Source organism: Vibrio sp. R10-SG-ISO4, assembly GCF_059834135.1.
Genome location: NZ_JCBDHJ010000023.1, coordinates 104,300 through 126,785, shown reverse-complemented (window position 1 = coordinate 126,785; position 22,486 = coordinate 104,300). Strand labels below are relative to the sequence as shown.

The 22,486-nt window shown below is 49.7% G+C and carries 16 protein-coding genes and 1 pseudogene; 12 read left to right on the top strand and 5 right to left on the bottom strand.

The window, feature by feature from the left end; all coding sequences use genetic code 11:
• Positions 1 to 19: 19 nt before the first annotated feature.
• The 8 genes and pseudogenes from hscB to AC6R03_RS17310 all read left to right on the top strand — a co-directional run bounded on the left by hscB (position 20) and on the right by AC6R03_RS17310 (position 8,569).
• Complete coding sequence (gene hscB / locus AC6R03_RS17345) at positions 20 to 535, top strand: co-chaperone HscB (protein WP_500631700.1); 516 nt, start codon at positions 20 to 22, stop codon at positions 533 to 535.
• A gap of 19 nt (positions 536 to 554) precedes the next feature.
• Complete coding sequence (gene hscA, locus AC6R03_RS17340; RefSeq protein WP_500631701.1) at positions 555 to 2,408, top strand: Fe-S protein assembly chaperone HscA; 1,854 nt, start codon at positions 555 to 557, stop codon at positions 2,406 to 2,408.
• A gap of 12 nt (positions 2,409 to 2,420) precedes the next feature.
• Entirely contained in the window at positions 2,421 to 2,759 is a 339-nt protein-coding gene (gene fdx / locus AC6R03_RS17335) for an ISC system 2Fe-2S type ferredoxin (protein WP_500631702.1), read from the top strand.
• 39 nt (positions 2,760 to 2,798) lie between these two features.
• Positions 2,799 to 2,993, top strand: coding sequence for a Fe-S cluster assembly protein IscX (gene iscX / locus AC6R03_RS17330; RefSeq protein WP_334551440.1), 195 nt, complete (start codon positions 2,799 to 2,801; stop codon positions 2,991 to 2,993).
• Between the two features lie 166 nt (positions 2,994 to 3,159).
• Complete coding sequence (gene pepB / locus AC6R03_RS17325; RefSeq protein WP_500631703.1) at positions 3,160 to 4,458, top strand: aminopeptidase PepB; 1,299 nt, start codon at positions 3,160 to 3,162, stop codon at positions 4,456 to 4,458.
• Positions 4,459 to 4,544: 86 nt separating this feature from the next.
• The gene (ndk, locus tag AC6R03_RS17320) at positions 4,545 to 4,970 is read left to right on the top strand and encodes a nucleoside-diphosphate kinase (protein ID WP_334551437.1); all 426 of its coding nucleotides are present in this window, start codon (positions 4,545 to 4,547) and stop codon (positions 4,968 to 4,970) included.
• Positions 4,971 to 5,195: 225 nt separating this feature from the next.
• A complete protein-coding gene (fusA, locus tag AC6R03_RS17315) occupies positions 5,196 to 7,283 on the top strand; it encodes an elongation factor G (RefSeq protein ID WP_500631704.1) in 2,088 nt (695 codons plus the stop codon).
• 237 nt (positions 7,284 to 7,520) lie between these two features.
• A pseudogene (locus AC6R03_RS17310) lies at positions 7,521 to 8,569 on the top strand (polyamine ABC transporter substrate-binding protein).
• Positions 8,570 to 8,629: 60 nt separating this feature from the next.
• On the opposite strand, the gene AC6R03_RS17305 reads toward AC6R03_RS17310, so the two are convergent.
• The 4 genes from AC6R03_RS17305 to AC6R03_RS17290 all read right to left on the bottom strand — a co-directional run bounded on the left by AC6R03_RS17305 (position 8,630) and on the right by AC6R03_RS17290 (position 14,024).
• Positions 8,630 to 9,535, bottom strand: a complete 906-nt coding sequence (locus AC6R03_RS17305; protein WP_500631705.1) for a LysR substrate-binding domain-containing protein — start codon at positions 9,533 to 9,535, stop codon at positions 8,630 to 8,632.
• Between the two features lie 100 nt (positions 9,536 to 9,635).
• Positions 9,636 to 11,321 (bottom strand): AMP-binding protein, encoded by a 1,686-nt coding sequence (locus tag AC6R03_RS17300; RefSeq protein WP_500631706.1) that lies wholly within the window; start codon positions 11,319 to 11,321, stop codon positions 9,636 to 9,638.
• A 239-nt stretch (positions 11,322 to 11,560) separates the two neighbouring features.
• A complete protein-coding gene (gene chrA / locus AC6R03_RS17295) occupies positions 11,561 to 12,709 on the bottom strand; it encodes a chromate efflux transporter (RefSeq protein WP_500631707.1) in 1,149 nt (382 codons plus the stop codon).
• Positions 12,710 to 12,941: 232 nt separating this feature from the next.
• Positions 12,942 to 14,024, bottom strand: a complete 1,083-nt coding sequence (locus tag AC6R03_RS17290; RefSeq protein ID WP_500631708.1) for an ABC transporter ATP-binding protein — start codon at positions 14,022 to 14,024, stop codon at positions 12,942 to 12,944.
• Positions 14,025 to 14,368: 344 nt separating this feature from the next.
• Between AC6R03_RS17290 and AC6R03_RS17285 the strand changes: the two genes are divergently transcribed.
• The 4 genes from AC6R03_RS17285 to AC6R03_RS17270 all read left to right on the top strand — a co-directional run bounded on the left by AC6R03_RS17285 (position 14,369) and on the right by AC6R03_RS17270 (position 20,770).
• On the top strand, positions 14,369 to 15,289 hold the full coding sequence (locus AC6R03_RS17285) for a carbohydrate ABC transporter permease (RefSeq protein ID WP_487901735.1): 921 nt from the start codon (positions 14,369 to 14,371) through the stop codon (positions 15,287 to 15,289).
• Positions 15,289 to 16,140, top strand: coding sequence for a carbohydrate ABC transporter permease (locus tag AC6R03_RS17280; protein ID WP_334551427.1), 852 nt, complete (start codon positions 15,289 to 15,291; stop codon positions 16,138 to 16,140). The genes AC6R03_RS17285 and AC6R03_RS17280 overlap by 1 nt, the downstream gene beginning before the upstream one ends.
• Before the next feature lie 133 nt (positions 16,141 to 16,273).
• Positions 16,274 to 17,500 (top strand): ABC transporter substrate-binding protein, encoded by a 1,227-nt coding sequence (locus AC6R03_RS17275; RefSeq protein WP_487901734.1) that lies wholly within the window; start codon positions 16,274 to 16,276, stop codon positions 17,498 to 17,500.
• Positions 17,501 to 17,635: 135 nt separating this feature from the next.
• The gene (locus AC6R03_RS17270) at positions 17,636 to 20,770 is read left to right on the top strand and encodes a beta-galactosidase (RefSeq protein ID WP_500631709.1); all 3,135 of its coding nucleotides are present in this window, start codon (positions 17,636 to 17,638) and stop codon (positions 20,768 to 20,770) included.
• An 81-nt stretch (positions 20,771 to 20,851) separates the two neighbouring features.
• On the opposite strand, the gene AC6R03_RS17265 is transcribed toward AC6R03_RS17270, so the two are convergent.
• Complete coding sequence (locus AC6R03_RS17265) at positions 20,852 to 22,183, bottom strand: MATE family efflux transporter (RefSeq protein ID WP_500631710.1); 1,332 nt, start codon at positions 22,181 to 22,183, stop codon at positions 20,852 to 20,854.
• Positions 22,184 to 22,486 lie beyond the last annotated feature (303 nt).

Genomic DNA, 22,486 nt, shown 5'->3' with positions numbered 1-22,486 from the left:
ACCAAGGACAGAATTCTTAATGAATTACTTTGAATTATTTGGGCTACCAAGTCAGTTTAATCTGGATGGTAGCCTTCTTTCTTCACAGTTCCGCGAACTCCAGAAGCGTTTCCACCCAGACAACTTTGCCAGTGGTTCTGAGCGCGATCGTTTGATGGCGGTACAGAAAGCTTCTGAGATCAATGACGCTTACCACGTGCTCAAAAATCCCATCAGCCGGGCGGAGTATATTCTGCAACAGCAAGGGGTGGACATCCGCTCGGAGCAGCAGACGATGCAGGATCCGATGTTTCTTATGGAGCAAATGGAGCTGCGTGAAGAGCTAGAAGAAATGAGCCAGAGTGGCGATGTGGAGACGGCGCTGTTTAACTTTGATGCGAAAGTCAGCCGCATGCATCAGCAGCAGTTGGAGAGTATGCAGCAGCAGCTGGATGAACAACGCTGGATAGAAGCAGCGGACAGCGTCAGAAAACTCAAATTCATTGCGAAATTAAAACACGAAATTGAGCGAGTCGAAGATAACCTCCTCGGCTAGTGAGTAACAAGGATCCATCATGGCATTACTTCAAATTGCAGAGCCTGGCCAGAGTTCTGCTCCCCATGAGCACAAACTCGCGGCGGGTATTGATTTAGGTACAACCAACTCTCTGGTGGCTTCGGTGCAAAGCGGCCAAACCAAGACATTAAAAGATGAGCAAGGTCGAAGCCTATTGCCTTCGATTGTGAACTACTCGGGTGACAACATCGAAGTAGGCTATGACGCCGCCGCTCAAGCTGAGTCGGATCCGGAAAACACCATTATTTCCGTTAAACGCTTGATTGGACGCTCTTTATCCGACATCCAAACCCGTTACCCCAACTTACCTTATGAGATGCAAGCCAGTGATAATGGATTGCCAGTACTGCGCACTGCAATGGGAAACAAGAACCCAATTGAAGTTTCGGCAGATATTCTGCGCTCACTTGGTCAACGCGCAGAACAAAGCCTAGGTGGCGAACTGGCTGGCGTGGTCATTACTGTGCCAGCCTACTTTGATGATGCGCAGCGCGCGGGCACAAAAGATGCGGCAAAACTGGCTGGTCTGCATGTGCTACGTTTGCTCAATGAGCCAACCGCCGCCGCGATTGCGTATGGTTTGGACTCCGGGCAAGAAGGTGTGATCGCGGTTTACGATCTTGGTGGCGGTACTTTTGATATCTCAATTCTCCGCCTCTCTAAAGGCGTCTTTGAGGTATTGGCGACGGGCGGTGATTCTGCGTTGGGCGGCGATGATTTCGATCACTTGCTCGCTGATTATCTGATCGACAAAGCCGGGATAACCACACGCCTTTCCAGTCATGATTACCGCGTAGCCCTTAATGTGGCCACTCGAACCAAAATTGCTTTTTCAGATCAAGAGGCCGTTGATGTCTCGCTGCTCAATTGGCAAGGTACGGTGACACGCGCAGAATTCGAAACATTGATTCAACCGCTAGTGAAGAAAACACTCCTGTCTTGTCGCCGTGCACTTAAAGATGCGCAGGTTGAAGCCAGTGAAGTGCAAGAAGTTGTGATGGTTGGCGGTTCCACACGAACGTTGCTAGTGCGTGAAATGGTCGGTGAGTTCTTTAACCGCACTCCGCTGACCAGCATCAATCCAGATGAAGTGGTGGCGATTGGCGCAGGTATCCAAGCGGATGTGTTGGCAGGCAACAAACCGGACTCTGAAATGTTGCTGCTGGATGTGATTCCATTGTCGCTCGGCATCGAGACAATGGGAGGATTGGTTGAAAAAATCATTCCACGCAATACGACGATTCCTGTTGCTCGTGCGCAAGAATTTACGACTTTCAAAGATGGTCAAACAGCGATGAGTGTGCACATTGTGCAAGGTGAACGTGAAATGGTTGACGATTGTCGCTCATTAGCTCGTTTCTCCCTAAAAGGCATTCCGCCGATGGCCGCTGGTGCAGCGCACGTCCGTGTGACCTACCAAGTCGATGCAGATGGTTTGCTCTCAGTGACTGCGATGGAAAAGAGCACGGGCGTTCAGTCTGAAATTCAAGTGAAACCGTCATACGGTCTCAGTGACGATGAAGTCGCGAACATGCTACGTGACTCCATGACGCACGCCAAAGAAGACATGATGGCTCGCGCATTGGCAGAGCAGCGTGTAGAGGCTGACCGTGTGATTGAAGGTCTACTCGCCGCCATGCAAGCGGATGGCGATGAGCTACTTTCAGAACAAGAGCGCCAACAACTGTTGCACGTTATCGAGCAATTGATAGCGCTACGTAATGGTGATGATGCCGATGCGATTGAGCAAGGTATCAAAGAAACAGACAAAGCGAGCCAAGACTTCGCCTCTCGTCGTATGGACAAATCGATTCGCGCGGCACTGTCTGGTCAGTCCGTGGACGAACTATAAGAGAAACACGTTATGCCTAAGATTATTGTATTGCCTCACGAAGATTTGTGCCCTGAAGGGGTGGTGCTAGACGCCCAATCGGGCGAAACGGTACTGGATGTGGCATTAAAAAACGGAATTGGAATTGAACATGCATGCGAAAAATCGTGTGCATGCACGACGTGCCACGTTGTGATCCGTGAAGGCTTTGATTCGCTCGAAGAGAGCGATGAGCTGGAAGATGACATGCTAGATAAAGCGTGGGGTTTGGAGCCAGAATCACGCCTGGGCTGTCAAGCGAGAGTCGCGGATGAAGATTTGGTTGTGGAAATACCAAAGTACACATTGAACCACGCATCAGAAGATCATTAATCACTTTACCCCATGTGAGTTGAAACAGGAAGGTAAGCAATGAAATGGACAGATTCACGCGATATTGCCATCGAGCTGTGTGACAAATTTCCAGATACGGATCCTAAAACCGTGCGCTTTACGGATCTTCATCAGTGGATTTTAGAGCTCGATGACTTCGATGATGAGCCCAACCGCTCCAATGAAAAAATCCTCGAAGCCGTCATCTTATGCTGGATGGATGAGATGGATTAACGCGGGTTGAGAGAAAACCTTGCAGAGTTAACAAAACTTACTAAAAAAAACGGACCCTATGGTCCGTTTTTTTATCAAGTTGACACTTTAACCCTACAAAATGCTAACATCCGTCAAAGCATAGAATAAGAGCGTAGGCAGCGCTCAGATAAGACAAGGAGAAACCATGTCTACAACGATGTCTGTTTTTTTAAGCCAACAAGCCGCCGCACCACAATGGGGTGAAAAAGCCATCCTTTCATTCGTGGCGAATGGCGCAACGATCCACCTTAGCGACAGTCATGATTTAGGCGCGATTCAGCGTGCTGCGCGCAAGTTAGAAGCGCAAGGTATTCGAGAAGCTTCACTCGAGGGCGAAGGATGGGATCTAGAAAGCATTTGGGCTTTCCATCAAGGCTTCCGTGCCCCGAAGAAAACCAGCCAGCTTTCCTGGGGCGCTCTGTCAGATGCGGATCAAGCTGAGCTCGATGCGCGCATCAAAGCTACAGAGTTCACCCGAGATATCATCAATAAACCCGCTGAAGAGGTGGCACCACGTCAGCTGGCCACTATGGCGGCAGAGTTCATTAAATCCGTTGCACCAAAAGGGACAGTGACGGCACGTATTGTTAAAGACAAAGACCTTCTCGCTGAAGATTGGCAGGGTATCTATGCCGTCGGTCGTGGCTCAGAGCGCACATCCGCAATGCTGCAATTGGATTACAACCCGACCGGTGATGAGAATGCACCCGTCTTTGCTTGCCTTGTAGGTAAAGGCATCACGTTTGACTCAGGTGGCTACAGTCTAAAACCTTCGAACATGATGACGGCAATGAAGTCAGACATGGGCGGCGCTGGCACGATCACTGGCGGTCTCGCCCTCGCGATCATGCGTGGCTTGAACAAACGTGTGAAGCTTATCCTTTGCTGTGCAGAGAATATGATTTCAGGCCGAGCACTTAAACTGGGTGACATCATTACCTACAAAAATGGTAAAACCGTTGAAATCATGAATACGGACGCTGAAGGCCGTCTGGTATTGGCGGATGGTTTGATTTATGCGAGCGAGCAGCAGCCAGCGCTGATTATTGATTGTGCGACCCTCACTGGTGCAGCCAAACATGCGCTTGGTAATGACTACCATGCACTGTTTAGTTTTGACGATGAGCTAGCGCATCAAGCGCTGACTTCTGCGAAAGCAGAGAAAGAGGGATTGTGGCCGCTACCATTAGCGGACTTCCACCGTGGCATGTTACCGTCTAACTTTGCCGATCTTTCTAACATCAGCAGTGGCGACTATGCACCAGGTGCGAGTACCGCCGCCGCGTTCTTGTCCTACTTCGTTGCCGATTACAAAAAAGGTTGGTTGCATTTTGACTGTGCGGCCACTTACCGCAAGGGGCCTACGGACAAGTGGGCCGCAGGCGCTACGGGCGTCGGCGTACGAACCTTAGCGCGTGTACTGCAAGAGCAGGCTGGCGAATAGTGACATGGCCGTAAGGCCGTGTTCTATTGTGTTTACACAACACCCTATATTTTCATATAACTATACTAATGACTGAAGGATGACTTATGGCTCTAGAAAGAACCTTTTCCATTATCAAGCCCGATGCGGTAGAGAGAAATCTGATTGGTGAGATCTACCATCGCATTGAAAAAGCGGGGCTTCGTATCATTGCTGCGAAAATGGTCCATTTAACCCAAGAACAGGCCAGTGGTTTTTACGCTGAACACGAAGGGAAGCCTTTTTTTCCTGCATTGAAAGAGTTTATGACTTCAGGCCCGATTATGGTTCAAGTTCTAGAAGGGGAAAATGCGATTGCCCGTTACCGTGAGCTGATGGGAACAACAAACCCTGAAGAAGCCGCTTGCGGCACGATTCGTGCTGACTATGCGCTGAGTATGCGTCACAACTCGGTTCACGGTTCTGACAGTCCTGAATCGGCAGCGCGCGAGATCGAGTTCTTCTTCCCTCAGTCAGAAATCTGCCCACGTTAATTGTTATTCGGGCAGACAATGATCAATGCTGTTTGCCTTGGCAAGCAGCATTTTTTATCGCGAGATATCGAATCAATCCGGTTGAGATTAGCGAGAAAGACTGAAAATTCCTGCTAAGATTGATGGGAAAAGTTTTTTTGAACACAAGTGCACACGAGGGTATCAGTCTTGACAGATTGTGATATACTCTGCGCGCAATTTATACCTTATAAACAGAGTAAGACAATGGCAGATTTATCAAAGTACAGAAACATTGGTATTTTCGCGCACGTTGATGCGGGTAAAACTACCACCACTGAGCGTATCCTTAAGCTTACTGGTAAAATCCACAAAACTGGTGAAGTACATGACGGTGAGTCTACGACTGACTTCATGGAGCAGGAAGCTGAGCGCGGTATTACTATCCAGTCTGCTGCGGTAACTTGTGAGTGGAATGGCCACCGCCTAAACGTTATCGATACTCCGGGACACGTTGACTTTACAGTTGAAGTATACCGTTCACTAAAAGTTCTTGATGGTGGTATCGGTGTTTTCTGTGGTTCTGGTGGTGTTGAGCCTCAGTCAGAAACGAACTGGCGCTACGCGAACGAATCAGAAGTATCTCGTCTGATCTTCGTAAACAAACTAGACCGTATGGGCGCAGACTTCTTCAACGTTGTTGACCAAGTTAAGAACGTTCTAGCGGCTAACCCACTAGTGATGGTTCTTCCAATCGGCCGTGAAGATGACTTCGTTGGTGTGGTTGATCTGCTATCTCGTAAAGCGTACGTATGGGATGACTCTGGTCTTCCTGAGAACTACGAAATCCTAGACGTTCCAGCTGACATGGTTGATGACGTTGAACAGTACCGTGAAGAGCTAATCGAAACGGCTGTTGAGCAAGACGACGACCTAATGGAAGCGTACATGGAAGGTGAAGAGCCTTCTATCGAAGACATCAAGCGTTGTATCCGTAAAGGTACACGTGACCTAGCATTCTTCCCTACATTCTGTGGTTCTGCATTTAAGAACAAGGGTGTTCAGCTAGTACTAGACGCAGTGGTAGATTACTTACCATCGCCAACAGAAGTGGAGCCTCAGCCTCTCACTGATCCAGAAACTGGTGAGCCAACTGGTGAAGTTGCAACAGTATCTGCAGACGAGCCTCTACGTGCTCTAGCGTTTAAGATCATGGACGACCGCTTCGGCGCACTAACCTTCATCCGTATCTACTCAGGTGTGATGAAGAAAGGTGATACGATCCTTAACGCGGCAACAGGTAAAACTGAGCGTATCGGCCGTATGTGTGAAATGCAAGCTGATGACCGTAACGAGATCACTGAAGCGCAAGCGGGTGACATCATCGCTGTTGTTGGTATGAAGAACGTTCAAACAGGTCACACTCTATGTGATCCTAAGCACGAATGTACTCTAGAGCCAATGATCTTCCCTGAGCCAGTAATCTCGATTGCTGTATCACCAAAAGACAAAGGTTCAACTGAGAAAATGGGTATCGCGATCGGTAAAATGGTTGCAGAAGATCCATCTTTCCAAGTAGAGACTGACGAAGATTCAGGCGAAACTATCCTAAAAGGTATGGGTGAACTTCACCTAGACATCAAGGTAGACATCCTTAAGCGTACTTACGGTGTTGAGCTAGAAGTCGGTGCACCGCAGGTAGCTTACCGTGAGACTATCACTCAAGCAGTTGAAGATAGCTACACGCACAAGAAGCAGTCTGGTGGTTCTGGTCAGTTCGGTAAGATTGACTACCGTATCAAACCAGGTGAGCCAAACTCTGGCTTTACGTTCAAGTCAACTGTTGTTGGTGGTAACGTACCTAAAGAATTCTGGCCTGCAGTAGAGAAAGGCTTCGCGAGCATGATGGAAACGGGTGTTCTAGCTGGCTTCCCTACGCTAGACGTAGAAGTTGAGCTATTCGACGGTGGCTTCCACGCAGTTGACTCATCAGCAATCGCTTACGAAATTGCAGCGAAAGGTGCATTCCGTCAGTCTATGCCTAAAGCAGGTGCTCAGCTTCTAGAGCCTATCATGCACGTTGACGTATTCTCTCCAGATGACAACGTAGGTGATGTAATCGGTGACCTCAACCGTCGTCGTGGCATGATCAAAGATCAACAAGCTGGTGCAACAGGTGTTCGTATTAAAGCTGACGTTCCTCTATCTGAGATGTTCGGCTACATCGGTCACCTACGTACTATCACTTCTGGTCGTGGTCAGTTCTCTATGGAGTTCGCTCACTACGCACCATGTCCAGCAAACGTGGCTGAGCAAGTTATCGCTGAAGTGAAAGAGCGCAACGCTAAGAAGTAATTCTTAACCGCGTATCACTTTTGTGATGATTACAAACCTTCGATGCGAAAGCATCGGAGGTTTTTTTATGCCTGTTTTTGACCACGTTTTCTCTTTAGACCAGCAGTTATCGGCGCTCGCTAAGCGATAACAAATATTGTTCATAACGATTAATTAATTTCCCTTTCAATTGATTAACAATTAAATAATTATGCATCCGAATCCCAGCGCGTTGCTGGACAGGTTGGATCGCATACCATGAAAGTGTTTTCTAAAGTAGTGGGTCTGAGCGCATTGTTACTCAGCCTTTCTTCTCACGCAGATAATAAAGTTTTGAACGTATACGCTTGGGGTGGCTACTTGCCAGAAGCGTCATTAAAAGCGTTCGAGAAACAAGAAGGCGTAACGATTAACTATTCAACATTTGAAAATAATGAATCAATGTACACCAAGTTAAAACTGGTGAAAGGCTCAGGTTACGATGTGGTATTCGCTTCGGCGTACTTTATCGAGAAAATGGGGCGTGAAGGACTACTGGCTGAGATATGAGATAGATCATGCGCAAGTCCCAAATATGGGCGACGCGATGGAAGGGTTATTGGGCCAAGCTCATGATCCTGACAACCGTTACTCTTTGCCTTACATTTGGGGCGTGACGGGCATCAGCTACAATGAATCCCTTGTCGACGAGCCTGTCACCAAATGGGCGCAGCTTTGGGATGCGAAATACGGACAACAGGTGATGCTGATCGACGATATTCGTGACGTATTTGGTATGGCGCTGAAATTGAACGGTCATAGCATCAACACGAAGAACGAAGAACGAAGACGAGATCAAGCAGGCCTACGAATCGTTAGTAGCCTTGAGAGATAACGTCCTACTCTATAACTCAGATGCACCACAAATGCCTTACGTTTCCGGTGAAGCCTCTGTTGGTATGCAGTGGAATGGTAATGCCTACCAAGGCCAAGTCGAAATGCCAGAGCTGAAGTTTGTGATGCCAGAAGAGGGCGCGGTATTGTGGATGGATAACTTTACTATTCCATCAGGCAGCCAAAACAAAGCATTGGCACACAAGTTCATTAACTTTATGTACCAAGCTGAGCAGCAAGCTGAGATCGTCAATAGCCTAGGCTATGCGTCCGCAACGAATGCAGGCCGCGCATTGCTAGCTGACGAACTTAAGAATAACCCGACGATTTTCCCAGCGGTGGAAGACATCAAGAAAGGGGAGTTCATTAACGATGTTGGTGCTGAGACCTTAGCGGTGTATGAGAAGTACTGGCAACGTCTAAGAACCCAATAATCGGGTCGGCTCTAAGCTTAAACGTAACACACCCCTAGCGAGATATCGCTGGGGGCGATGTCATTCACAAGGGGCAATTTCATTACTCAGCCAGTGGGCGAAAGCTTGAATACGATCGCGCCTTGTCGATTCACGATCATAGAAGAGATTAAACTGAATACCCGGGGTCATACCGATATCGAAGGGTTTCATGAGTAGTCCACGTTCGACGTAGTCAGCGGCGAGTGAGTCAGACACTAAGCAGGCACCATGCCCGGCCATGACGGCGTTCATCGCGTGATCGAAGGTACTGACATCCATCCAGCGAACCGACTCTTTTTCCATCTCTATACCGGCTTTAGCAAACCAACTTTTCCAAGGGTAACCGCCAGACTCATAGTGAATTAACCAACTGGCAAGCAGCTGTTCGGGCTGAGTCAGGTTAATGGACTTGGCTAAGTGAGGGGAGCAAAAAGGATAAATGTTCTCTTCAAACAGGAACTCTTTGTGAAGTTTCGATGGGCACTCTTCACCTAGCGCCTCACCTTGCCAAATGACCACATCCGCTTCACCTTGTTTTAAGTTTGGCGCGTCACAGCTAGTGATGATCCGAATGGGGATGTTGGGATGCTGGCTCGAGAACTTCCATAGACGTGGCAATAACCAGCGAGAGGCAAATGAAGGCGTAGAGCTGACACAGAGCAACCCTTCGACCGGCTCAGCTTGAATCTGATTGAGCCCTGAAATGATCTGTTCGAACCCTTGAGAGACATGCTTATACAGCATCTTGCCTTGCTCAGTGAGGCGCATTTCTCGACCATCACGCACGAACAGTTTGCATCCTAAGCCATCTTCAAGTTGACGTATTTTCTGGCTCACCGCCGCCTGACTGACGAACAGCGCTTCAGCTGCTCGACTGTAGCTGTTGTGCCTTGCCGCGACTTCGAAATACCGTAACCCTGGAAGATGATGCAGCCTTGCATCCATAGACGATCCTTTTCAATCACATTTTGCTCGTCACTATACATGACGAAAAAAAGGAGAACCACGTTCTCCTTAACTTCTCGATAAGATAGAGCGACTAGCGTTACTCTTCCCAAACAACGAGTTGACCTTTCGGCCAGTTGTGGCCCACGTCGTGGTACTTCTGTTCCAGTACATGGCGTTTGATCTTGAGTGTGGGCGTTAGAATGCCATTTTCGATGCTCCACGGCTCTTTGATCATCAGTACCCCTTTGATTTGCTCATGCGATTCGAGCTCTTGGTTCATCCGCGCAATCACTTTTTTGGTGGTGCGTTCATAGCGAGCACGGTCAAAGTTAGGAAAGTCATGCGGGACGACGAGCAAAATCGGGGCGGGCAGACCGAGGCCAATTAAACACATCATTTCAACGCGGCTGTATTCGAACAGTTTCTTCTCAATTGGCACTGGCGCGACAAATTTACCTTTGGCGGTTTTGAAAGTGTCTTTTTTGCGCCCTTGAATGGTCAAGTAGCCTTCAGCATCAATAGCGCCGATGTCGCCAGTATGTAGCCAACCTTCGCTGTCGAATGACTCCTGACTGGCAATGTCATTTTTGTAGTAGCCAGAGAACATCCCTTTACTGCGTACCATGATTTCATCATCGTCGGCAATTTTGAGTTCGATTCCGGGGCCAGCATTGCCGACACTGCCAATCTTATCAGCGCGGAACGGGTAGTTGAGTGTGCTGTAGGCAAAGGACTCAGTCATCCCCCAAGCCTCAGTAATATTGAGGCCGACACTGTGATACCAATCGAGCAAAGCGGGTGACACCGGCGCAGAGCCACAGCCGAGCACGCGTGCTTGATCTAAGCCCAGGCCATCGGCGAGCTTTTTCTTGATAAGGGAATTAACGAACGGAATCTTGAGCAGAATATTGAGCTTCCTCTGTGGCAATTTATCTTGGATACGCTGTTGGAACAGAGTCCAGAGTCTGGGAACAGAGATAAACAGAGTCGGGCGCTGCATTTTGACATCTTCGATAAAGGTATCAAGTGACTCTGGGAAGGCCGTTTGGACGCCACCCATGATGGAGGACCCAAAGATGTACACACGCTCGGTAATGTGCGCCAAAGGGAGGTAGGAGAATAGGCGATCGTTCTCTTCAATGCCGATATGATTGATCAACTGCTGCGAAGACCAACTGAATGCGCCATAAGTCAACATTGCCCCTTTCGGTAGACCCGATGTCCCTGATGTATACACCAGCGACATTAACTTATCATCGCAGTGCTCGGCACGAAAATCCGTTGGAGCATGCTGCGCCATTAAGTCGTTGAACTGATGTTGGCACTTTGGCGCAGTGTCATAGGGCAGCGCGATAGTGATCAAGCCTGCTTGACCATCAATTACTTCCTGAGTGGCGCCAGCATCATCGAGTTTGCCGCCAATCAGAGCTTTACTTTCACTATGGGTCACACAGTATTCAATCGTGTCAGCACCGGCGGTCGGGAAGATGGGCACGCTGACAAAATCGCCCAACATCATCGCCAAGTCACAAATGAACCACTCGGCGCAGTTTTTCGATACCAGTGCGACTTTGTCACGTGGTTTAAGACCTAGCGCTTGCAGTGCTGAGACTAATCTGAGCGCTTTGTCTGCAACCTCGGCGTAAGTGTATTCGACAAACTGGCGGTTGATGATCTGTTTTAGATAGACCTGATTAGGGCGTTCCTCTGCCCATTTCAAAATCATCTCGTTCGGTGGGGGGAGAGCACAGGACGGTTTGCGTAACTCGTTAGGCTGAATCATTCTCTAACTCCGTGTTATTGGAAAATGGGTACATTATTTTTATTGTTAACAGCTTGTTAACTTTAGCATGTAAATGAAAAGTGAGTGAAGCGAATCCTAGGGGGCAAACTGGTAAGATGTGATGAAACAGAGGATTTCAAGGTGAAGCGAACGGTGTAGATGTGAGCCGTCTGGCATTGTGTTGTATGTAGCGATACATTTGCGAGCGCTTTGCACGCTCGCAAACCCTGTGAGAACGACTAGAGGGTCAGGTGGCCGACCACCGCGCCTAAAAGCATAAAGAGCACCACCATCCATACAATCGGTAGTTTGTATTGTTTCATCAAGTAAATACCGAGCACGACGAGCGCCAGATCCACCGAAGATAAAACCGCGCTACTAAACACAGGTTGATACAAGGCCGCCAACAATAATCCCACCACGGCGGCATTCACGCCTTGCAACGCGCCTGACACGGCGGGCCTTTGCGCCAACGATTGCCAGTTTTTCAGTACGCCTAAGAGCAGCAGAAACCCGGGTAAGAAGACCGCGAGGGTGGCCAGTAGAGCCCCAAAAATCGGCGCGTTCGGCAGTAAGGCGTAGCCGATGTAAGTGGCAAACGTGAACATCGGACCCGGGACGGCTTGTGCGGCGGCGTACCCGGTGAGGAAGAGATCTTGTGACAGCCTATCACCGACCAACTCTTGCAGCAGTGGCAGAACCACATGACCGCCACCAAAAACCAAACTACCCGCTTGGAAAAAGTCATTAAATAGCTGCAATGCATCAGAACGTGCTGCGACTAACGGTAAACCCATGAACAGCACAGCAAAAAATGCGAGAGGCCATAGGCTTGGAGTAAAGGCACTCGGCGGCGTTGACGTTTCGCGGCCTAAGAACTTTACGCCAATCGCAGCGGCCAGCAACAAAACCATCACTTGGGTGACAATGCTCGGCATAACGAGCAGTGCGATCGCAGTCGCCACGCAGAGGCTGACGCTTAGGCGAGTTTGGCAGAAGTTCTTGTACATCCCTAAGGTGGCATCGGCGACCACAACCACTGCCAGTAACTTCAGTCCGTGGACGATATGTTGAAACAACGTGGCATCGGTGACTTGGCTGCTGACCAATGCGAGCGCCAACATGATCACGATAGAGGGGGTGGTAAAGCCGATAAAGGCGGCAAGGGCACCAAGCAATCCGCCTTTTTTGTAGCCTAACGCGAAGCCGACTTGGCTTGAACCTGGGCCGGGTAGAAACTGACTGAGCGCGACGATTTGCGCGTATTCCTCATCACTGAGCCATCGGCGTTTTTCTACAAAGGTATGACGAAAATAACCGATATGGGCGGCAGGGCCACCAAAGCTAATCCAGCCTAGCCAAAAGAAGGTTTTGAAAATCGCTAGCATTGCTCAACGCATCCTTAGTGTGATTGAAAAACAAGGCATTATAGAGAGAGGAAGGTTGGCCTTGTCAGTAAGGGCGTCATGGTCTCAATGGAATATGTCACTTTTATGACAAAGATTGGCACTGAAAAGCTCAGTAACAAATTGGGTGAGTGAATACGAGTGACAAAGAGAGGGGATAACAAACAAGGCCAGCCAAAGGGCTGACCTGTTCAACGTGAGGAGTTAAAACGCCTTACTCTATGCGAATGCCTTGGCCATCGAATAGGTGACAATCGCTCTGTTTGCAGCTTAGCGCCATAGTTTGGAATTTAGTGACCTCTTGATCGCCAGGTAGGTGTACTTTGAACCCATCAACGCCACAAGATTGACCAAACATGTAGGTGCTGTTGCCCAACCGTTCGACTACTTCACTTTGGAACTCAATCTGCACTGGGTTGTCATTGTTGATCTCTAAATGTTCAGGACGAATACCGAGAGTGACTTTATCGCCAGCGTGCAGTGCGCGCTGCACCGCGGGCAGATGGAATACCTTGCCGTCTTGACTTACCAAGGTCAGGCCAGAGCTATTGGCTTGCTCGACTTGGGTTGGAATGAAGTTCATTTTCGGTGAGCCGATGAAGCCAGCAACAAATTCGTTTTGCGGTTTGTGGTAGAGCTCTAGCGGCGAGCCCACCTGCTCAACACGACCATCGCGCAGGACGACGATTTTATCGGCGAGCGTCATGGCTTCGACTTGATCGTGCGTTACGTAGATCATGGTGTTTTGCAGATCTTGATGCAGCTTGGCGATTTGCAGACGCATGTCGACGCGCAGTTCTGCATCGAGGTTGGAGAGGGGCTCATCAAAAAGGAACACTTTGGGGTTACGTACAATGGCGCGGCCAATAGCGACACGCTGACGCTGACCGCCAGAGAGCTCTTTTGGTTTACGCTGCAACAAGTGATCAAGCTGTAGCGTTTTCGCCGCGCCGTTCACTTGCTTGTCGATGTACTCTTTAGGGTGACCGTTCATTTTCAGGCCAAAGCCCATATTCTCTTCAACAGTCATATGAGGGTAGAGGGCGTAAGATTGGAATACCATCGCCACGCCTCGCTCGGCAGGATCAACGTCATTGACGATGTGGTTGTCGATACTGATTTCGCCTTCGGTGATCTCTTCTAAACCAGCCACAAGACGAAGCAGGGTCGATTTACCACAACCGGATGGTCCAACAAAAACCACAAACTCACCATTGTCGATCTCAAGATCCACACCATGGATGGTTTGAACGTCACCGAAACGCTTGATGACTTTCTTTAAGCTGATGTCAGCCATAAATACTCCTTGCCCATATGGCTTAAAAATTTCGTTTTATGAGCGAATGCGCTCGTTTAACGTGAGTTGTTTTTTGTTTCTGTCTAAAACATACGCTTTTCCGCGATTTTTGTTAGTTGCTCAATGGCAATAGTTGATCCTTGTCATGGTTTTTGGAGGAAAATAGGTGAATTTTGTGGAAACGTTTACAAAATCAATTTCTCTCCCTATATAAAATAAAGTGGATGGCTAATATGTATTCGTAGATGCGATAAAACTTCATCTTTTGGTTTCTTTTTGTCTACTTTATATAAGTGAAACTTTAACGAACAGAAACGACGAGATGTGACAAGGAGTCACACAAAATGGAGCAATCTGTGAAAACGATATACCCAGAAAATCGTCTCCCCTCAGCCAGACGTAAATCTCGGGTGAGTGCCAAGCTCTCCCCTTGGCTGTTCTTAGCGCCTGCGATGGCGATTTTTGCCGTTTATGTTATCTATCCGATTCTAGACAGTATTTGGCTCAGTTTCTTTGAATGGGATGGGCTAGGTGAAAAAACATGGGTCGGCCTAGACAACTATCGTGAGTTGTTTGATTCCGATGCGTTTTACACCTCATTGAAAAACAACTTCCTTTGGCTAGTGTTCTTTATGCTCGCCCCGCCGATTGGTTTAGCGATCGCGCTCTTTCTTAACCAACAGGTGAGAGGGATTCGTGTTGTTAAATCGCTGTTCTTCTTCCCCTTTGTTATTTCGCAAGTGGTCGTCGGTTTGGTGTTTGCTTGGTTCTATGACCCGTCGTTTGGCTTGTTCAATATTGTGTTGGGTGGTCTCGGTTTCGAGCCGGTTTCTATTTTGGCCAACGAAGATTACGTCACCTACGGCATCATTGCCGCCGGTCTGTGGCCGCAGATTTCTTACTGCATGATTTTGTACCTCACGGGGTTGAACAACTTGGACCCTGAGCAGCTTGAAGCGGCGCGTCTTGACGGTGCGAAAAAGTGGCGCATGTTGTGGTACGTGGTGTTGCCGCAGCTTCGCCCTGCGACCTTCATTGCGATTGTGGTCACCGTGATTGGTGCGCTGCGCTCATTTGACTTGGTTGCCACCATGACAGCCGGTGGCCCGTGGGGCAGCTCGACGGTATTGGCTTACCAGATGTATGAAGAGTCCATTTTTAACTACCGAATGGGTTATGGCGCGGCAGTTTCCGTTGTGTTGTTCCTCATCATGGATGTGTATATCGCGTACTTCTTATGGCGTATGTTGAGGAGTGAAAAATAATGTACCCACAACCGATTCAAAAATCTGGCCGTTTTGTCAATATCAGCTATCGCGTCGCGTTGCCACTGTCGATCGTGATGTGGTTACTGCCATTGATTGCGGTGATGATGACCTCGATTCGCTCGATAGAAGACATCAACACTGGTAATTACTGGGGCTGGCCAAGCGAAATCCAGTTTCTCGAAAACTACACTCAAGTCTTTACCTCAACCGCAATGGGCCAATACCTGATCAACAGTTTGATGATCACTTTGCCTGCGGTTGCTGGGGCGGTGGCGCTGTCGACATTAGCGGGCTTTGCCTTAGCGAAGTACAACTTCAAGGCAAACATCTGGATCTTCGCGATGTTCATCGCGGGTAACTTTGTACCCTTCCAGATCCTGATGATCCCAGTGCGCGATTTGACCATCAGCTTTGGTCTCTACGACACCCATTGGGCGCTTATTTTCTTCCATATCGCGTTTCAAGCCGGATTTTGTACCTTGTTTATGCGCAATTTCATCGTCGGTATTCCGGATGCCTTGATTGAAGCCGCGCGCGTGGAAGGGGTCACCGAATGGAAGATCTTCTGGCACGTAGTATTGCCCTTGGTTCGCCCAGCATTAGCGGCGTTGGCGGTGCTGGTTTTCACCTTCATCTGGAACGACTTCTTCTGGGCATTGGTCTTAGTGCAAAGTGATGAAGTCCGTCCGGTTACTGCGGGGCTTAGCTCACTGCAAGGTCAGTGGCTGGCGTCTTGGCAGCTGATGTCGGCAGGCGCGATCGTTGCGGCGATTCCACCTGTGGTGCTGTTTTTTACCATGCAGCGTCATTTCATCGCCGGCTTAACCCTAGGTGCGACCAAAGGATAATAGGATCAACAAATTGCTGGTGGGCGAAACCCCCATTTGGCTCACCAGCAGGTCTATGCAGTAACAGACTCTACACAGCAACAAAACAATAAATTGGACCAAGAGCCTTAGGCTCAATAACAAGGACCTGAATATGAAATACGTGAAACACCTTGCTGCTACCGCAATACTCGGTGCAACTCTTTCGACATCCGCATGGGCAGGCACTTTGGTGATCAACTCTGACGCCTCAGACCCTGCACCTAAAGAGGCGTGGGCTGAAATCATCAAGCGATTTGAGCAAGAGTACCCGGATGTCACAGTCAAATATAACCTCTACGATCATGAAGCGTACAAAACGACCATCCGCAACTGGTTGGTCACTTCGCCGCCGGATGTGGTGTTCTGGTATGCGGGTAACCGTATGAAAACCTTCGTTGATCGTGGCCTGTTTGAAGATGTGAGTGACATCTGGACAGACAACAACATGAAGCAAGACTTCACCGCTTCGGCGCCCGCGATGACGGTCAACGGCAAGCAATACGGTGTGCCTTACACTTATTACCAATGGGGTATCTACTACCGCCAAGACATCTTTGAGCAGTACGGTATTGCTGAGCCAAAAACGTGGGACGATCTACTTAAAGCCTCGGCGACATTGAAAGAGAATGGCGTGGCACCGTTCACCATCGGTACTAAATATCTTTGGACGGCGGCGGGTTGGTTTGATTACATCAACTTACGTACCAACGGCCTCGATTTCCATATCCAGTTGATGGACGGCAAAGTGCCTTACACCGATGAGCGAGTGAAGAAAACCTTCGCGAACTGGGCACAGTTGGTGGAGCCTGGTTATTTCCTAGAAAACCATGCGTCTTACTCTTGGCAAGAGGCGCAGCCGTTCCTCTACAACGGTCAGGCGGCGATGTATCTGATGGGTAACTTCATTACCCCTAACTTCCCGAAAGAGTTGGATGGCAAAATGGGCTTCTTCCAATTCCCGGTGATCGACCCTTCCGTTCCGATGGCGGAAGACGCGCCGATGGATACGATTCACATCCCATCAAAAGCGAAAAACAAAGAAGACGCACGTAAGTTCCTTCAGTTTGTTGCTCGTGCGGAAAACCAGCAATTGATCAACGAGATGTTGTTGCAGATCCCAACTAACAACAAAGCGAAAGCGAAAGCGGATCCGTTCCTAGACAAAGGGGTGGAAATGCTGGCGAACGCGGAAGGTACGGCGCAGTTCTATGACCGAGATACCGATCCTGCAATGGCGAAAGAAGGGATGAAGGGTTTCCAAGAGTTCATGGTTCACCCTGATCGCATCGACGACATTTTGCAAAAACTGGATAAGGTCAGCAAACGCACCTTCAAATAAGGTTTTGATACGCTGACGGCGAGTCTATTCCCCTGTACATAGACCTGCCAGAGTCAGCCGACTGAGCGCACTGCTCCACTCGTGGCCTCTCGAGTCAGTGCGCTCTTTTTTATCACTGAGATTAAGAGTGTTGTTATGAGAACTTTTGCCGATATTCTGGCAGCGCGAGAGTGGGAAAATCATCACGTCACCCACCATCATGTTCTGCCCGCACATGCCCCTTTCCATGCTTACCAAAACGAAGACGATGCCTTGCAAGGGAGAGGGTCTGCCCAGCAAATGTGCTTGAATGGTCAATGGCAGTTTATGCTGTTCTCGGCGCCGAGTGAGGTGCCAGAAGCGTGTATTGAGAAAAGTTTTGATGACAGCGCTTGGTCGCCAATCACGGTGCCATCCAACTGGCAGTTACAGCCGCAGGTTGACGATCGGCCAATTTACACCAATGTGAAATATCCGTTTGCGGACACGCCGCCAATCGTACCTAAGCACAATCCGACCGGCGTTTATCGCACCACGTTTGAGGTGTCGCCACAGCCCAATGAGTTAACGTGGATCACCTTTGATGGCGTTAACAGTGCCTTTCACCTGTGGTGCAATGGTGTGTGGGTCGGTTATTCGCAAGATGCCCGTTTGCCCGCCGAATTTGATTTAACGCCTTATCTTCAGGAGGGGCGCAACCAGTTGACGGTCATGGTGATGCGTTGGTGCGACGGTTCCTACTTGGAAGATCAAGATATGTGGTGGCTAAGCGGCATTTTCCGTGATGTCACCTTAACCCGAAAACCGCGACTGCACATTCAAGATGTGGAGATTCGCACTGAGTTGGCGCTAGGGTTTCACCAGGCCACGGTTGGTGTGACGACCACTTTATCGCAAAAAGAGGTCGCCAATCGCGTACGTGTGCGTCTGTTTGATGCTGAACAGCAGCTGGTCGCAGAGCAAGTCAGCACGGTGGGATTACAGTTTGTCGATGAAAAAGGGCCGTGGAGCGATAAAGCGCAGCATGCCCTTGACGTTCAAGCGCCGATACTGTGGAGCGCAGAGCGCCCTTACTTGTATCGCGCTGTTGTCAGCTTGCTTGATGAGCATGACACGGTGATAGATTGTGAGGCGTATTCGGTCGGTTTTCGTGAGGTACGTATTGAGCACGGTCAGCTGAAAGTGAATGGCGAAGCGCTGCTGATCCGCGGCGTCAATCGTCATGAGCATCATCCAGAGCTTGGTCATGTGATGACAAGAGAAGATATGCTCCGCGACATCCAGCTGCTCAAGCAGAACAATTTCAATGCGGTACGTACCGCGCACTATCCAAACCATCCTCTGTGGTATCAACTTTGCGATGAGTATGGTCTCTATGTGGTGGATGAAGCCAACCTTGAAACCCACGGCCAGTTTCCGATGTGCCGCTTGTCCGACGACAGTGAATGGCTACCGGCCTACCTGCGCCGTATCACTCGGCTGGTGGAGCGCGATAAGAACCATGCGTGTGTCATCATTTGGTCGCTTGGCAACGAGTCGGGGATCGGGAATAACCATCATGCGATGTATCAATGGGTCAAACAGCGTGACCCTTCTCGACCTGTCCAATATGAAGGCGGCGGCGCGATGACCGCCGCGACCGATATCCTATGTCCGATGTACGCACGGGTCGATTGGGATCTGCCAGTCGTCAAGCATCAGCCACAGGTCACGCCGCGTGTCGGGATTCGTAAATCGATTGCACTGCCTGATGAGACGCGTCCCCTGATTTTATGTGAATACGCTCATGCGATGGGCAACAGCCTCGGCAGCTTTACCCACTACTGGCAAGCGTTTCGAGATAACCCGCGCTTGCAAGGGGGATTCATTTGGGATTGGGTCGATCAAGGTCTAACTAAAATAGCGCCGGATGGCCAAACGTATTGGGCCTATGGCGGGGATTTTGGTGATGAAATTAATGATCGTCAGTTTTGCATCAATGGTCTGCTATTCCCGGATAGAAGCGCGCATCCCACCCTGCAGGAAGTCAAAAAAGCGCAGCAGTTTTACCAGTTCCGCCTGCTATCGACTCAGCCACTAGTGATCGAGGTAGAGAGTGAGTACCTGTTTAGCGCCAGTGACAACGAGATACTTGATTGGAGTGTCACTTGTGAAGGAGAGGTGCTGCACCGTGGTCAGCTTGATCTCAATTTGGCGGCAAAATCGATGCAAAGCTTAACCTTGAGCGAGCAGCCCATCAGAAGTGGTCGCTGCGCTCCGTATTACCTCAACCTAGAGGTGAGCCTTCGTCAAGAGACCGCTTGGGCAAGCGCCGGCCATGTGACGGCCATCGAGCAACTGGAACTCTCAGTAGAGACGGCGCTACCTAGCCCGAACATCAAGCCTGTTGGCGCTATCAATACCTCTGACAGCGCAAAAGCCTTGCTGGTCTATAGTGATGATTTTGCGCTCGAGTTTGACAAATCAATAGGCGCGATCGGCAGTTGGAAAGTCAACGACAGCGAAAAGCTGACCGCACCGATTATCGATAACTTCTACCGGGCTCCGCTTGATAATGATATTGGCACCAGTGAGGCCAACAAGCTCGACCCCAACTCTTGGTTTGCGCGTTGGCAGTCGATAGGGCTCGATTCCTTGACCCGAGAGCTTGAGCAGTTTGAATGGTATCAAGCTGAGCAAGGAGTTGTGGTGGTGAGTCAGCAGCGTTATTCCCATCAAGGTAAGGCGCTGATCCGCTCGACGTGGCGCTATACGGTGGCCAGTGATGGCAGTGTGAGTTTGGATGTCGATGTGACGCTTGCTCAGCATCTACCCCCACTGCCGCGTATCGGTTTAGAGCTGGCGTTGTACGATGGCGAGCATCACGAGTCTATAGAACAGGTCTCTTGGCTGGGCCGCGGCCCACATGAGAACTATCCGGACCGATTAGCCTCTGCGCACATCGGACGCTATCAACAATCGCTGGATGCGATGCACACGCCGTACATTTTCCCAAGCGATAACGGCTTGCGCTGTGATGTCACGCAGGCCAAAGTAGGTGAGTTGCTCATCGAGGGGCAATTTCATTTTGCCGTCAGTCGCTACAGTTTGCGCAACTTAGCCAGTGCCAAACATACGCACGAGTTAACCAAAGGGGACACCTGTTACGTGCGAATTGATGGTGCGCATATGGGCGTGGGCGGTGACGATTCGTGGACGCCTAGCGTGCATCAGGCTTATCTTCTGAGTGATAAACGCTATCGCTATCAGGTGACACTGTCGTTGAGCAACGCTCAAGCTGACGAGGTGTAGGGGATAAATATGAATAGGGATAGCGAGCGCTATCCCTGTTGTTTAACGACGGTCTGGTTACTGATGACAAATGGTCGATCACTAAAGGGTGTAGCGTGTCCACACTTTTGAGCGCCAGCGCCTTGCCATGATGATGCCGCGAAACCACTCGTCGAGTGCAATCGCCATCCAGGCACCGAGCACGCCATAGCCCCAGTAGACGCCAAACACATAGCTCATACCGACCCCGAATCCCCACATACTGATGATGCCCATTTTGACTGGGAATTTGATATCGCCAGCCGCTTTGAGCGCCGAGATAAAGATGAGGTTAAAGACTCGCCCCGCTTCGAGCACGATCGAACCGGCAATCAAGGTCGCGGTTAGGGCGGCGATCTCCGGCTCTGTGGTAAAGAGGGCGATGATGGGATCGCTCAGCAAGTAGACGATGACCGTCAACAGCGTGGAGACGCAAAAGCCAACCACAAAATACTTTTGCACTAGAGACAAAATCGAGTCAATCCAACCGCGGCCTATGTAGTAGCCCGCTTGAATCTGACTGCCTTGCCCGAGGGCAAGCGCAAAGGCAAAGGAGAGGCGAGCGATGTTCTGTGCGTAGGTGAAGGCGGCCAATGAGGCAGTACCCATCTGGACGATAAAAAAGGTGATGCAGATTTGCGCCATGTTGTAAGAGAGCACTTCTCCGGCATTCATGGCACCAATTTTGATGATGCGTGAGTAGATAACGCGAGGGATGGCTCGGTACTCGGCAAAAGGTATCTCGATGCCAGAGCGTTTAACCGCCGCCCAGAGGATCACGGTGCTGAGCACCTGACTAACGACAGTGGCAATTGCCACCCCTTGCACCCCATAGACCGGCAAGCCAAAAGGCTGATAGAGGGCGATGTAGTTACCGATGATATTGAGCACGCCGCACACCAAGTTGACCACCATCGGAGAGCGGGAAAAGCCGTTACTGCGCAAAATAGTGGTCAGCACGATGCCGAGGGTGACGTTAAAAGTCATCGCGCCGCTGATCAGCAGGTACTCTTGGGCGTATTGTTCGACCTGAGCTTCTAATCCATAGAGCGGCAGAAACGCGTAAGCGCCCCAGATAGACAGTCCACTCAGGCAGATACCGACCAGGGCAGAAAGAAAAATACTGGCGACGCTAACATGGGCGGAATCTTGTACACGGCCTGAACCATTGTATTGCGCAATCAAAATACCCGTGCCGCTGCTGACCATCGACGAGACGATGATCAAAAAGAACGACAGTTGAGAGATGACGCCTACCGCCGAAACGGCTTTATCAGAGAAACCACTGAGCATGAAGACATCGCTGGTATTGAGCGCTGTTCGCAGCAAGATCTCGACAAATAGCGGCCAAGTGAGTGCAACGATCTTCATGCGTTTATCTATCGTATTTGGCATGGGTGGTCCTAACTGTGGTGCCCCGGTGGCGAGTTTGCAGGGTGCGGTAGGGCTGGCAAAGGCAAAGTCGCAAATTGTCCGGTGCTGGGCTGGATATGCAAATCAGTTTCTTCGTTATGATTCTTACTTGATGAGAAAATGTCCATAATTTTTCGCTTCTGTGAAAACGTTTCACAAAGTTTAGCCAGGGATTGTGACCTTGATAGAGATATTGATGGCTTTGGCTTCCTTAGCCTGCTGCCCTCTTTCTGATGGGCTAAAGAAAAGGGTCGGATAGCAGTCAAATCCATTATCGGTGAGTAA